Origin of the sequence: uncultured Streptomyces sp., assembly GCF_947488945.1 — a bacterium.
Taxonomy (GTDB): Bacteria; Actinomycetota; Actinomycetes; order Streptomycetales; family Streptomycetaceae; genus Streptomyces.
In genome coordinates this window covers 45934-59399 of sequence record NZ_CANLBS010000031.1, presented here as the reverse complement: position 1 = coordinate 59399, position 13466 = coordinate 45934, and the positions used below count along the sequence as shown (strand labels likewise).

The 13466-nt window shown below is 72.5% G+C and carries 9 protein-coding genes and 2 pseudogenes; 6 read left to right on the top strand and 5 right to left on the bottom strand.

Annotation, left to right across the window (positions count from 1 at the left end):
* Window positions 1-176 precede the first annotated feature (176 nt).
* On the top strand, window positions 177-1469 hold the full coding sequence (locus tag Q0994_RS31410; RefSeq protein ID WP_299541602.1) for a DUF6986 family protein: 1293 nt from the start codon (window positions 177-179) through the stop codon (window positions 1467-1469).
* A gap of 1069 nt (window positions 1470-2538) precedes the next feature.
* Here the strand turns inward: Q0994_RS31410 and Q0994_RS31405 are convergent.
* Together Q0994_RS31405 and Q0994_RS31400 are read right to left on the bottom strand one after the other, a co-directional pair.
* A pseudogene (locus Q0994_RS31405) lies at window positions 2539-3432 on the bottom strand (hypothetical protein); the annotation flags it as partial.
* 66 nt (window positions 3433-3498) lie between these two features.
* Window positions 3499-4527, bottom strand: coding sequence for a LacI family DNA-binding transcriptional regulator (locus tag Q0994_RS31400; protein ID WP_299541600.1), 1029 nt, complete (start codon window positions 4525-4527; stop codon window positions 3499-3501).
* Window positions 4528-4712: 185 nt separating this feature from the next.
* Here Q0994_RS31400 and Q0994_RS31395 point away from each other — a divergent pair, with 185 nt between their 5' ends.
* Window positions 4713-5666, top strand: a complete 954-nt coding sequence (locus Q0994_RS31395) for an ROK family protein (protein ID WP_299541597.1) — start codon at window positions 4713-4715, stop codon at window positions 5664-5666.
* A 67-nt stretch (window positions 5667-5733) separates the two neighbouring features.
* On the opposite strand, the gene Q0994_RS31390 is transcribed toward Q0994_RS31395, so the two are convergent.
* Window positions 5734-5910, bottom strand: coding sequence for a hypothetical protein (locus tag Q0994_RS31390; RefSeq protein ID WP_299541595.1), 177 nt, complete (start codon window positions 5908-5910; stop codon window positions 5734-5736).
* A 463-nt stretch (window positions 5911-6373) separates the two neighbouring features.
* On the opposite strand from Q0994_RS31390, the pseudogene Q0994_RS31385 reads away from it, so the two are divergent.
* Together Q0994_RS31385 and Q0994_RS31380 are read left to right on the top strand one after the other, a co-directional pair.
* Window positions 6374-7479 (top strand): annotated as a pseudogene (locus tag Q0994_RS31385) (hypothetical protein).
* Between the two features lie 543 nt (window positions 7480-8022).
* Window positions 8023-9066 carry an NUDIX hydrolase gene (locus Q0994_RS31380; protein ID WP_299541604.1) on the top strand — a complete coding sequence of 348 codons (1044 nt, stop codon included), beginning with the start codon at window positions 8023-8025 and terminating at the stop codon, window positions 9064-9066.
* 152 nt (window positions 9067-9218) lie between these two features.
* On the opposite strand, the gene Q0994_RS31375 is transcribed toward Q0994_RS31380, so the two are convergent.
* Window positions 9219-10583: a dipeptidase gene (locus Q0994_RS31375; protein ID WP_299541592.1), complete on the bottom strand. Its 1365-nt coding sequence runs from the start codon at window positions 10581-10583 to the stop codon at window positions 9219-9221.
* Between the two features lie 191 nt (window positions 10584-10774).
* Between Q0994_RS31375 and Q0994_RS31370 the strand changes: the two genes are divergently transcribed.
* A complete protein-coding gene (locus Q0994_RS31370; protein WP_299541589.1) occupies window positions 10775-11989 on the top strand; it encodes a geranylgeranyl reductase family protein in 1215 nt (404 codons plus the stop codon).
* Between the two features lie 143 nt (window positions 11990-12132).
* On the opposite strand, the gene Q0994_RS31365 is transcribed toward Q0994_RS31370, so the two are convergent.
* On the bottom strand, window positions 12133-12600 hold the full coding sequence (locus Q0994_RS31365) for a nitroreductase family deazaflavin-dependent oxidoreductase (protein ID WP_299541587.1): 468 nt from the start codon (window positions 12598-12600) through the stop codon (window positions 12133-12135).
* A gap of 153 nt (window positions 12601-12753) precedes the next feature.
* Here Q0994_RS31365 and Q0994_RS31360 point away from each other — a divergent pair, with 153 nt between their 5' ends.
* Window positions 12754-13464, top strand: coding sequence for a TetR/AcrR family transcriptional regulator (locus Q0994_RS31360; RefSeq protein ID WP_299541585.1), 711 nt, complete (start codon window positions 12754-12756; stop codon window positions 13462-13464).
* Window positions 13465-13466: the final 2 nt, after the last annotated feature.

The following is a 13466-nucleotide window of genomic DNA, read 5'->3' as shown; positions in this document are numbered from 1 at the left end:
CCGTACCGCACCCGGGGGCCGCACGGACACCGGCACCGCACCAGCGACGCCGCGACCCGTACGGCCCCCGAGTCGTACCCGGACACCGTTGACGCCTGATCAACCGCCTTATAGCTTCGGCATGCGGACTTTGTATTTCGTCAAGCGGAAACATCAGAAGTGTGGAGGGTATGGGCATGGGTCAGCACGCGCACGTGGCGACGAGCCTCACCGATGCGGTCGGAGAGGAGATCGGCGCGTCACTGGCGGCCGTGGACGCCGAACTCGCCCGCCGCTACCCAGGGGATCCCGGCACCCGTCAGCCCGTGCACACGGTCTACGTGCCCGCCGACGCGTTCACCGCCGGCACGATCCGGTCCTGGGGCGACCAAGCGCTGTCCTCGCTCGACGAACACGCCCCGGACGCCGCGTCCCTGGCGAGGATCCTCGGACTCCCCGACGAACTGGCGGGGCCGGTGCACGACCGCGTACGCGCCAAGCTGGAGCGCGAACCCGTCGAGGACCTGCGGATCGACTTCGAGGACGGCTACGGGCCCCGCCCGGACGGCGAGGAGGACGAGGCCGCCGCCCGCGCCGCCCACCTGGTCGCCCACGCGTACGCCGACGGCACCGCCGCGCCCTCCATGGGCATCCGCATGAAGTGCATGGAAGCGGCCGTCCGCGCGCGGGGCATCCGCACCACCGACATCTTCCTCACCGGCCTGATGCGCGAGGGAGGACTGCCCGAGGGCCTCGTCCTGACGCTGCCCAAGGTGACGTACCCGGAGCAGGTCGCCGCCTTCGCCCGGCTGCTCGACGCGTTCGAGGAGACGCACGCACTGGACCGGGGGCGGATCGGGTTCGAGATCCAGATCGAGACCAGCCAGTCCATTCTGGCCGCCGACGGCACCGCGGCCGTCGCCCGCATGATCGACGCCGCTGGGGGCCGGGCCACCGGTCTGCACTACGGCACCTTCGACTACAGCGCCTCGGTCGGCGTCTCCGCCGCGTACCAGGCCAGCGACCACCCGGCGGCCGACTACGCCAAGGCCGTCATGCAGGTGGCGGCGGCGGGCACCGGGGTACGGGTGTCGGACGGCTCCACCAACGTGCTGCCGGTCGGCCCCCCCGCCCAGGTCCACGAGGCCTGGCGGCTGCACTACGGCCTTACCCGCCGCGCCCTGGCCCGCGCCTACTACCAGGGCTGGGACATGCACCCCCGGCACCTGCCCACCCGTTACGCCGCCGTTTACGCCTTCTACCGCGAGGGCCTAGAACCCGCCGCCGCCCGGCTGGCCGCGTACGTGGCCAAGGCCGGCGGGGACGTCATGGACGAGCCGGCCACCGCCAAGGCGCTCAGCGGGTACCTGCTGCGCGGCCTCGACTGCGGAGCCCTCGACATCGACGAGGTGGCCCGCCTCACCGGCGTCACCCGCCCCGACCTGGACGCCTACGCACGCGCGGGCGTCGCCGCGCCCCCGGCCCCGTAGGTTTCCCCGGCGCCCGTCGGCTCAGGCACCCGTCGGCTCGGGCCGGCGGGCGCCTGAGGACGGATGCGTGCCACGCGGTGCGGTGAGCGGCTCAGGGCCGCCGCACCGCACCTCCGACCCGCTTTGCCCGCTGGGTGAGCCTGCTGCGGAGCCGCATGGAGACGAGTGTGCCGGTCAGCAGAACCAGTACGACGAGGCTGATCAGCCGCCAGGTGGTGTCGTTGAGCACGGTCACCACGCCGATGAACGCGATCCCCAGCAGGAACACCATCTCGCGGAGTTCCTTCTTGAGCTGATAGGTACGGCTGCACCGGATGCGCACGGTGGCCAGCCACTGGCCTTCCACCCCGAGGCCCGACCACAGTCGGCGGTCCAGGAAGGCCCATGGCAGATCCGGGTAGGTGCCGAGCGCGTCGAGAGAGCTGGGATAGCGGCTCGTCATGTCGCCGCCGTGCAAGTCCTTGCGGCGTTCCTGGACCTCGTCGCTCGTCTGAATGGCCTTGAGTTCGAGGACCGGCACTATCCCGTTCTCGTCCGGAAACCCTTCCAGCACGATGGCGTCACCGCTGCTCACCCCGATCAGTTCCAGGGTGAGGCCGTCCAGGAGGCACACCTCGTGCTCGGCACTCGCCCGGTCGCCGTCCTGTATGCGGCACGTAACGTAGTTCAGCGGGCCGAACAGCACGTCCTGCCAGTGGTGGCGAGTACGGGGGAGGGCCGCGGCACGCACCTGTACGGCCTCACCGGGCTCCACCCCCACGCAGACCCGCAGGGACCTGTCCACCTGGACGGTGCTCCGGTCCTCCGGGTCCAGGTCTTGGGCGACGACCACGCTGGCCAGAGCTCCCAGCCGTTCGTGCCGGGCCTGGGGGATCTGCATGTTCTGCACGATCACCTGACGTGGGTGGCCCAGGTCGGCGGAGAGTCCCGCCGACATCCGCACCACACCGGAACCCCGTTGGTCGTAGACGTCAGGGGTGCGCGCCACCCGTTGGAAACCGGCTGCCAGAGCGTTGACGGGACGGATGTCGTCGTACACCGTCGTCGCGGGGGCGGCGGGCACGTGGTGCTCAAGTCCGGACCGTGTGGTGCGCTCCTCGTCCTGGAACAGCCGAGTGCCTTTCTCGCAGAGCCGGACGTCACCGCGCGCCCGCGAACTGAACTCCTCGGCGGTGTCGCCGAACCACTCGCGCAGCCGCCGTGACTCCGAGAGCAGATCCGTGAGCAGTTGCCGCTCGCCGTCGTGCGGACGGGGCGCGCCCGATCCGTCGTGGAGCACGCCGTACCGGTGCACGTACGCGTACACACTCCCCAGCAGTTCGCCGGACGGCAGTTCCATCGGGAACTCGGCTCCGGGCAGCAGTACCCGGTCGTACTCGCCACCCGGGGTGAAGACGCCTTCGCTGGCGTCGACGATCTCCAACTGCGTGGCGTCGAACCAGGTGACGAACAGATCGCGGGTGACACCCGGGGCGTGGAACGGCGACGACGAAACGTAGCCGAGTGGGCTGACGTAGGCGGACACGCCGACGCCGATACCTGTGACGCGGATCTTCACCATGGGGATCGTGGACGAGACGCCCAATCCCTCCATTTTGTGCCGCAGTTGGGCGGGGCAGGCATTCGAGCCCACGGAGAGAACCGGGAACCGTTCACCCACCAGCGGCTCGTTGGACCGCATGAGAGCGTAGTCGAGCGGCACTGTTTGGCCCTGCTCCGAGTCTCCGAAGCCTCCGGGAGGGCTCTCGACCAGCCACTGGGCCAGCCGACGGTTCGGTCGGGAGCGCAGCCGCAGGAATCGGTCGCGGTGCAACAGCCCGGATTCGACGGGCCAGGCCCCCGGATAGATGAGCGGGTGTTCACGAGGTGCTCGGTCCAGACCGAGCGCCTCCAGTGTGCGATCGTCCACCTTGCTTCTGGCCTTCCCCCGGGTGACGGCGTGCGGGCGCTGTGCGACCGACATCGTAGTAACCGGGGGGCCTTCTTCCCAGTACGCCTGACGCTCGACGGCGACGCGTCTCCCGTCGGCTCAGGCCGGCGGGCGTTCGCCCGAGCCGCGGGCGATCAGGGTGGTGGGGAGTTCGACCCGTGCCGGGGCGTGGTGCGAGCCGTCGAGACGGCGGAAGAGGTACTCGGCGGCGGTGCGGCCCACGGCGGCGGAGTCCTGGGCGACGACGGTGATCCCGAGCAGGTCGGCCAGCTCGATGTCGTCGAACCCGACCAGGGCCGGGGGCCGTTCGCGTTCGGCCAGAACCCGGACCGCCGTCACCGTCACGCGGTTGTTGCCCGCGAACACCGCGGTCACCGGCCGCGGCCCGGTGAGCATCGCCTCGACCGCCGACCGGACCCGGCCGGGATCGGTGGGGCCGAGCGAGACCCACGCGGGGTCGGCCTCCAGCCCGGCGTCCGCCATCGCCGCCCGGTAGCCGCGCACCCGCTCGGAGGCGGTGTGGATGGCGGGCCGGTCACCGACGAAGCCGATCCTGCGGTGGCCGTGCGCGATCAGGTGCGCGACCCCCTCCCGCGCGCCGCCGAAGCTGTCGGAGAGCACTGTGTCCGCCTCGACCCGTCCGGCCGGGCGGTCCACGAAGACGGTGGCCACGCCCGCCTTTATCTCCGGCTCCAGATAGCGGTGGTCGTCACCCGCGGGAATCACGATCAGCCCGTCCACCCGCCGCGCGCACAGGGCGAGCACCAGTTCCTGCTCGCGCTGGGGGTCCTCGGCGCTCGAACCGTTGATCAGCAGCGCCCCGTGCGCGCGGGCCACTTCCTCGACGGCCCGGCTGAGCGGCCCGTAGAAGGGGTCGGCCAGGTCTTCCAGGACCAGCCCGACCGATGAGGTGCGGCCCTTGCGCAGCACCCGGGCGCTGTCGTTGCGCCGGAAGCCGAGCGCGTCGATGGCCTCCTGGACGCGACGGCCGGTGTCGGCGGTGACGCCCGGCTCGCCGTTGACCACGCGGGAGACCGTCTTGAGGCCCACTCCGGCCCGTGCCGCCACGTCCTTCATGGTCGGCCGGTTGCCGTAGCGGGTCTCGGAATGACGGGCGGTCTGTGCCACGATGCGCTGTCCTGTCGTCGGTGCGGCGGCTGGGCGCGCCTCACGGGAGGTGGCCGGAGGGCGCGGAGTGCGTGCCGACGAGCATAGGCCCTGGACAACGTTGTCAGATGAAGGAAGACTGTGCGGGTCATGGGGTCGAACACGCAGGTTGGACCTTTCTCGTACGCCCGGAGCAGGTAACCCCGATGCAAATCGATCTCGTCGCAGCCCTCGACATCGGCGGCACCAAGATCGCCGGCGCCCTGGTCGACGGGACCGGAGCCCTGCTCGTGCGCGCCCGCCGGGCCACTCCGCCGCAGGGCGACGCGGAGGCGGTGATGGCCGCCGTCGACGGCGTGCTCGCCGACCTCATGGCGTCCGGCGCCTGGGCGCGGGTGCACTCGCTCGGCATCGGCAGCGCGGGCCCGGTCGACGCGGCGGCCGGTACGGTCAGCCCGGTCAACGTGCCCGGCTGGCGCGGCTTCCCGCTGGTGGAGCGGGTGGCGCGGACCATCGGCGGCCTGCCCGTCACCCTGGTCGGCGACGGCGTCGCGATGACCGCCGCCGAGCACTGGCGCGGTGCCGCCCGGGGCTACGACAACGCCCTGTGCCTGGTCGTCTCCACCGGCGTGGGCGGCGGCCTGGTGCTGGGCGGCGCCCTGCACCCCGGCCCCACCGGCAACGCCGGTCACATCGGCCACATCAGCGTGGACCTGGACGGGGACGTCTGCCCGTGCGGTGCGCGCGGCTGCGTCGAACGCATCGCCAGCGGACCGAACATCGCCCGCCGGGCCCTCGCGGCGGGCTGGCGGCCCGGACCCGACGGGGACGACACGGCGGCGGCGGTGGCCGCGGCGGCCCGCAGCGGGGACCCCGTCGCGGCGGCCTCGTACGAGCGCGCCGCGCAGGCGCTCGCCGCCGGCATCGCGGCGACCGCGACCCTGGTCGAGATCGACATCGCGGTGATCGGCGGGGGAGTGGCCGGCGCGGGCGAGGTGCTCTTCGCGCCGCTGCGCCGCTCGCTGCGCGACTACGCCACGCTCTCGTTCGTCGACGGCCTCACCGTGGCGCCCGCCGTCATGGGAGCCGACGCCGGGCTGGTGGGCGCGGCAGCCGCGGCGCTGGCCGCGCGGGTGCCGTCCCAGGCGGTCGTGGGCTGACCCGCCCCGGTACGGCCCCGCGCCGCGGGCGCCGGTGTACCGGGACGCCCACCGACCGGCGGGAGCGTCAGTAGCCGCGGTCCGCGATCTGGCCCGGAACGACGACGAGGAACGCGTCCTTCTCCAGGTCCATCACCACTTCCACCGACAGTCCTTCGCCGCGCCTGGCCGCGGCGAACTCCTCCGCCGGCCAACTGCCGCGCGGACCGCCGGCCGGAAACTGTTCGAGCACGGTCTTGTTCATGGTGCTCCCCCTTCGTGGCAGGTGATCGTGATGCTGGTGACGAAGGCTCCAACGACCCGTGGCCGCCCGCGTTACGGCTGCCGCGTCGCGTCGGTGGGGACGGTGGGGCGTGCTGAGCGCGTACCCCCGTCCCCGGTTCGTACAACAGCTTGGCCGACGCGGGTTTTCGCGCCGGGGTGTTACGGGCGCGCCACAGGGGGCCGGAGCCTGCCGCGCGTGTGCCCGCGCGCGTGCCCGGCCGGGCGGCACCGGGTGTTCACCTCTTCGGGAGGCGCCGCAGCACACCGGGAATGCGAGCACGAGTGAGTCGCCTGCCGTGCACCGAGGGCGGCGGCCGACACGTGATCACGCCGCGTTGATCCTCCACGACGGGACAGGTGCCGTGCCCGCAGCGGAAGAGAAAACCTGTTGGTCGCCTGTCGGTGAACTGCGAAGATGCGTCTGGTTCCCAGCCGGAGGAATTTTGTTCGTTTTCGTGTGTGCGGGATGCGGTGCCGAGTTGACCATTCCGCTGTCCCAGGTCTCACTGCCGGTCCACGCACGTCAGCAGTACGGGAACGGGGTCCAGCTTCCGGTGCTCATGGAGACAGGGACGTTTGCCGTGGATCCGGATCCCTGGGGAGGGCCGTGGCGGCTGTGGGACGAGATTGATCCGGGCGAGGCTGAGGCACGCGGCATCTACGCGCCGGTCCACGCCCTGTCCGACAGCACGATCGGGGCGAGTGTCATCGCGCCCGGTGATATCCGTGGAACCGGCTGATTCCTGAGAAGCGTGGCGGCGCCTGCTGTGGCCTCGACGGGGCCGACGGGCCCAACATGGTCTGCGAAACATGCAACCTCCCTGTGGCAACCAGGGTCGACGATTGCTCGCTCTGGCAGATGGTGCGACTCGGCTCGGATGTTGTGCACCGTGTCCCCGCTGAGGGTATCCACGCCGCGCCCCTCTCCTGGGCGGAGCTGGCAGAGACGGAGGAGAAAACGCCCCCGTTCGAGCCGATCGCCACGTGGGGAGGACGGCTGGGGCCGAACCACTACTGGTCGTGGAGTCCGCGGTGGGAGGCGGCAGCCGGTCAGGCGCTCGTCCACCTGCTGATCGCCGCCCAGGGGCAGCCGGTGAAGGTCCCGGACGGTTTGACTGCGGACGTGTTCCAACGCGCGCTCGACGGCTTGCTGCCGGCAGACAGCTTGAAACGGCGCGCCGTCCTGGCCGGACCGGGACAGCCCTCCCCGGACACGGGCATCGACATCCTCCTCGTCCCCGTCCATCCCCAGACGGGCCGGACCTGGACCCCTGCCGACCCGACCGCACCGGCATACCTGGTGCCCCTGCCGCTCGGGGTGTGGCTGTGGCTGGTCTCGCCCGAATGGAACTTGCCGGTTCCCGCGTCGGGCCGCACAGCCCAAAACGTCCTCCGCGACGACCCGCTGCCGCTGCTCCCCAACCGCCTGTTCCGGGCCGACCGGGGAACGTTCCAACACACCTTGGTCCGGCAGCCAGCTGTGCGCAGCCCGTGGCTGCGCACGATCCTCGCGAACCTCACGCAGAGCACCTCGGCTGGCTTCTTCTAACCGTCCGGCAATCGAACAACACCAGCCGGACGTGCTTCCCGAAGTGGTCGACATCTGCTGTCCAATCTTCTGACGCCGACCCATGGCGAGGTTGCGCCAGGACGCCGAGGCCCCGGGAGTGTTCCTGGTCCGCAGCCGCGCGGCGTCCTCCGGCGCCGCCGCGCCTGGAAGGCGGTGTCGCGGACGTGGTGTGCAGGGCCTCGATCTCCCAGTGGTCCCGGAGTGGGGCGTCGTGAGCTGGGACGGGGTGGCCTGCCAGGCTGTCCGGATCAAGCCGCCGCACCGACCGCAAGACCGGCAAGGTCACCATCGCCACCGTCTGCGCGGCACCAACCGGCATGAGCGGCCCGGTGCGGAGGGAAGGCACAGCGAAGTGACCCTCGCGATGGAGGAGCGGATCGTTGGGTATCTCCAGAGGGTCTGGGAGAAGGAGGTGGTGGGAGCCGGGCTGTGGACGTCCCTCTTTCCCCTACCTCTCCCGGGCGGTCCCGCGAAATCCTCTCCGCCGCTGGTCAGCGGCCTTCCGGTCTTGGAGTCCTCGTGATTGTCGTCTGGATCAACGGTGCGTTCGGTGCGGGGAAGACCCGCGCCGCGGGCGAGCTGGTCGATCTGATCCCGAACAGCGCGCTCTACGACCCCGCGGTGACCGGCGACGCGCTGCGCGACCTGCTGCCGGGCAAACGGCTCGCGGCGGTGGGCGACTTCCAGGACCTGCCGATCTGGCGCCGCCTGGTGGTCGACACGGCGGCCGCCCTGCTCGCCGAGATGCCCGGCACGCTGGTGGTGCCGATGACCCTGCTGCGGCAGGAGTACCGGGACGAGATCTTCGGCGGGCTCGCCTCCCGGCGCATCGCCGTGCACCATGTGCTCCTCGACCCCGAGGAAACGATCCTGCGTCAACGGATCGCCGACCGGGACGACTTCCCCGACGATCCCGAGCACGCCACCCGCGTACGCCGTCGGGCCCTGGAGCGCGTCGAGCCCTACCGGGCCGCCCTCGGCTGGCTCCGCGCCGACGCCCACACCGTCGACACCGGCGGCCTCACCCCCCGTGAGACCGCCCGGTCGATCGCCGAGGCGGTCCGCACCGGCGCGGCCGGTCCGTGCGACATCGTGCAGACGCCGGAGCCGAAGGCCGAGACCGTGGCCGCCGGGGTGCTGCTCTTCGACGAACACGACCGCTTCCTGCTCGTCGACCCCACGTACAAGCCCGGCTGGGAGTTCCCGGGCGGCGTGGTGGAGGCCGGAGAGGCTCCGGCGCGGGCCGGGGTGCGCGAGGTGCACGAGGAGATAGGGCTGCGGCTGGAGGGCGAGCCGAGACTTCTGCTGGTGGACTGGGAGGCCCCCTGCCCGCCCGGATACGGCGGGCTGCGCTTCCTCTTCGACGGCGGACTGCTGCGCACCGAGGAGGCGGCCGAGCTGCTGCTGCCGGGCGAGGAACTGCGCGGCTGGCGCTTCGTCACCGAGGAGGAGGCGGCGACCATGCTGCCGCCCACCCGCTACCGGCGGCTGCGCTGGGCTCTGCGGGCCCGCGAGACGTCCACCGTGCTCAACCTGGAGGCCGGCGTGCCGGTCGGCCGGGACTGACGCCCCGGTCGTCGGGGCGCGGCACGTCCCCGGCCGTCGGGCTCGGCCCGGCGCGGGTCCCCTACGCACGTCGTGCAGGACCCGCACCCGGCGGTCCACAGGACCCGGCGACCGGCGGCTCAGGGACCCGGTGGCCGGGCCCCGACGCGTCGTCAGACGCCCTTGGAAGCCGCGTAGTTCCGCAGGAACAGCGCCTCGGCGATCGACAGCCGTTCCAGTTCCTGCGGTGACACGCTCTCGTTGACCGCGTGGATCTGCGCCTCCGGCTCGCTCAGGCCGATGAGCAGGATCTCCGCTTCCGGGTAGAGCTGCGCCAGCGTGTTGCAGAGCGGGATCGATCCGCCCATGCCCGCGCTCTGCATCTCCTCGCCCGGATAGGCCGCCCGCATCGCGTCGGCCATCGCGGCGTAGGCGGGGCTGGTGACGTCGGCGCGGAAGGGCTGGCCCTGGCCGACCTGCTCCACCGTCACCCGGGCCCCCCAAGGGGCGTGCGACTCCAGGTGGGCGGTCAGCAGCTTCCGGGCCTCCTCGGCGTCCTGGCCCGGCGGCACCCGCAGGCTGATCTGGGCCCTGGCGCTCGCCTGCACGGACGGCGTGGCGCCCACCACCGGCGGGCAGTCGATCCCGATGACGGTCACCGCGGGGCGCGCCCAGATCCGGTCCGCGACGGTGCCCGCGCCGATCAGCTCCACCCCGTCCAGCACCTTCGCGTCCTTGCGGAATTCCTCCTGCGGGTACTGCAGGCCCGGCCACGACGCGTCGCCGTCGAGGCCGTCGACCGTGGTGGTGCCGTCCTCGTCGCGCAGCGAGGCCAGCAGGTGGATCATCGCCGCCAGGGCGTCGGGGGCGGCGCCGCCGAACTGGCCGGAGTGCAGGTTGCCTTCGAGGGTGTCCAGGGTGACCCGCAGCATCGTCATGCCGCGCAGCGTCGCGGTGACCGTCGGCAGGCCGACCCGGAAGTTGCCCGCGTCGCCGATCACCACGGAGTCGGCGGCCAGCAGCTCGGGGTGCGCCTCCGCGTACCGCTCCAGGCCGCCGGTGCCCTGCTCCTCCGAGCCCTCGGCGACGACCTTGACGGAGACCGGGACGCCGCCGTTCGCCTTGAGCGCCCGCAGCGCCAGCAGGTGCATGATGACCCCGCCCTTGCAGTCCGCGGCGCCCCGGCCGTACCAGCGGCCGTCGCGCTCGGTCAGCTCGAACGGCGGGGAGAGCCACGCCGCTTCGTCCAGCGGCGGCTGCACGTCGTAGTGCGCGTAGAGCAGCACGGTCGGGGCGCCGGCGGGGCCGGGCAGGAAGCCGTACACCGACTGGGTGCCGTCGGGGGTGTCGAGCAGGGCCACGTCCTGGAAGCCCTCGGCGCGCAGCGCGTCCGCGACCCAGCCGGCCGCGGCCTCGCACTCGCTCCGGGGGAACTGCGCGGGGTCCGCCACCGACTTGAACGCCACCAGCTCACCCAGCTCCACCCGGGCGCGGGGCATCAACGAGGCGACGGTTTCGGCAATCGGACGGGCGGTCATGGGCACGCTCCTCGTGGGTGCGACGTTGTACGGGTCGGTGGGGCGTCCGGCACGGTGACGGCGTCGTTTGTCCGGCGTTGTCCCCGCGGCGGCCCCCCGGCGATCCTCCCACAGCGGTGTGGGGGCGGGCCGCGCCGTAGGATGCCGGGAGCAGTCGGGGCCACTGGTCGGATCGGGAGCAGAAGCACATCGTGAGCAGCGAGAACGCAGACGCCGGACGTCAGCACGAAGAGCCGTCCGTGTGGGACGTCGTCGTAGTCGGCGCGGGTCCGGCCGGAGCCTCCGCGGCGTACGCGGCGGCCGTCGCCGGCCGCCGGGTACTGCTGCTGGAGAAGGCGGAGATCCCCCGCTACAAGACGTGCGGCGGCGGCATCATCGGGTATTCGCGGGACTCGTTGCCGCCCGGCTTCGAGCTTCCGCTCCAGGACCGGGTGCACGCCGTCACCTTCTCGCTCAACGGCAAGCTGGCCCGCACCCGCCGGTCCAAGCGCATGCTGTTCGGGCTGATCAACCGTCCGGAGTTCGACGCCGGACTGGTCGAGGCCGCGCAGAAGGCCGGTGCCGAGCTGCGCACCGGCGCCACGGTCTCCCGGGTCGAGCAGCACGGCTCGGCCGTTCCGGACCGCCGGACGGTCGCCGTGGTGCTGGCCGGGGGCGAGACGGTGCTGGCGCGCGCGGTGGTCGGGGCGGACGGCAGTGCCGGCCGCATAGGGGCGCACGTGGGCGTCAAGCTCGACCAGGTGGACCTCGGCCTGGAGGCGGAGATCCCCGTCCCGGCGACGGTGGCGGAGGACTGGGCGGGCCGGGTGCTCATCGACTGGGGCCCGATGCCCGGCAGTTACGGCTGGGTCTTCCCCAAGGGCGACACGCTCACGGTCGGCGTGATCTCGGCCCGCGGCGACGGCGCGGGCACCAAGAGGTATCTGGAGGACTTCATCGCCCGGCTCGGCCTCGCCGGCTTCGAGCCGAAGATCTCCTCCGGACATCTGACCCGCTGCCGCAGCGAGGACTCGCCGCTGTCGCGCGGGCGCGTGGTGGTCTGCGGGGACGCGGCCGGGCTGCTGGAGCCGTGGACCCGGGAGGGCATCTCGTTCGCACTGCGCTCCGGGCGGCTGGCGGGCGAGTGGGCGGTCCGCATCGCGGAGGCCCACGACGCGGTGGACGCGCGGCGGCAGGCGCTGAACTACGCGTTCGCGATCAAGGCGGGGCTCGGCGTGGAGATGAGCGTCGGCCGCAGCATGCTCAAGCTCTTCGAGCGGCGCCCCGGCATTCTGCACGCCGTGCTGACCGGGTTCCGCCCGGCCTGGAAGGCGTTCGCCGGGATCACCCGGGGCACCACCTCGCTCGCGGAGCTGGTCCGCACGCACCCGCTGGCGCACCGCGCGCTGTCGGCGCTGGAGCGCTGAGCGGCCCGGAGCGCCGGGCGGGCCGGAGCTTCGAGCGGCCAGGGTGTGGACGGAACGGCTGAACGGCGCCCCGGGCGGGCGCCGTTCGCGTGTCCGGGGCCGTAGGCGCGTCGCGCTCCGGGGCCCGGCGCGGCGCTCTGCGGTCAGCGCGCGCCGCCGCCCGCCTGCACGGTGATCCGGAAGACCGGGTGGTCGGCGCAGGCGGCCAGCAGTTCGGCGTCCGACGACTTCGCCGTGACGCCCCGGAAGTACTGGTCGACCTCCCAGCCCCACCGCTGGAGATAGGCCCGCAGGACGCGTGCCTTCTGCTCGTCGTCCGGCACCTCCACGGCCGTGAAGTCACGGACCTTGCGGCCGACCCGCAGCTCCCCGCCGCCGACCACCCGCATGTTGCGCACCCACTGGGAGTGGCCCCGCGCGGAGACGATGTACTGCTGCCCCTCGAAGGTGTGCGGGTTCACCGGGATCCGCTGCATCCGGCCGCTCTTACGGCCCCGGACCGACATCTCGGCGGTGCCGAGCATGCTCACCCCGAGCCGGGCGAGCCGGCCGACCAGGCTGTTCAGACGGACGTTGAGAGCGCTGCCCCGCAGGTAGTACGGCTGTGACATGTCGGCCTCCGGTGCCGGAAAGGGCTCCGCCGTGGGACGGAGATCTGAGAGCGGTGCTCTCGTTCCAGATCAGTGTGCGCGCTTTGGGGCGTCCTGTAAAGAGCAGTGCTCTCGTTCGTGGTCGGCGCTCTCCGTGCATGGCAGACTGGCCCCATGAGTACCGTCCGAGGCGCGCGGGAGCGCGCCCGCACCGAGATCACGCTCGCCATCAAGGACGAGGCCAGGCGGCAGCTGGCGGCCGAGGGGGCCTCCACGCTCTCCCTCCGGGCGGTCGCCCGCGAACTGGGCATGGTCTCGTCCGCGCTGTACCGGTATTTCCCCAGCCGTGACGAGTTGCTCACGGCGCTGATCGTGGACGCCTACGACGCTTTGGGCGAGGCCGCTGAGACGGCCCGCGCCTCGGCGGCCGGTTCGTCCGGGCCGTACCCCGCCCGCTGGACGGCGGTGACCTGCGCCGTGCGCGCCTGGGCACTGGCCCACCCGCACGAGTACGCCCTGCTCTACGGGTCTCCGGTGCCCGGCTACAGCGCACCGCAGGACACCGTCGGCCCGGCCTCCCGGGTCGGGCTGACGCTCATCGGCCTCGTCCGGGAGGCCCACGCCGCGGGCCGGGCCGAGGTGCCGCCGCTCGGCGCGACGGCGGCCGCGGAGGCCGCCCGGATGGCCGGCGACCTGGCGCCCGACCTCCCGCCCGCGACGGTGGCGGCGCTGGTCGCCGCCTGGGCGCAGCTCTTCGGCCTGCTGTCGTTCGAGCTCTTCGGGCAGTTCCACCGGGTCGTCGAGGATCGGGACGCGTTCTTCGCGCGGGCCACCGGGGAGCTGGCCCGCACCGTGGGGCTGACGACGGGGGAGGACGGGCGGTGAAC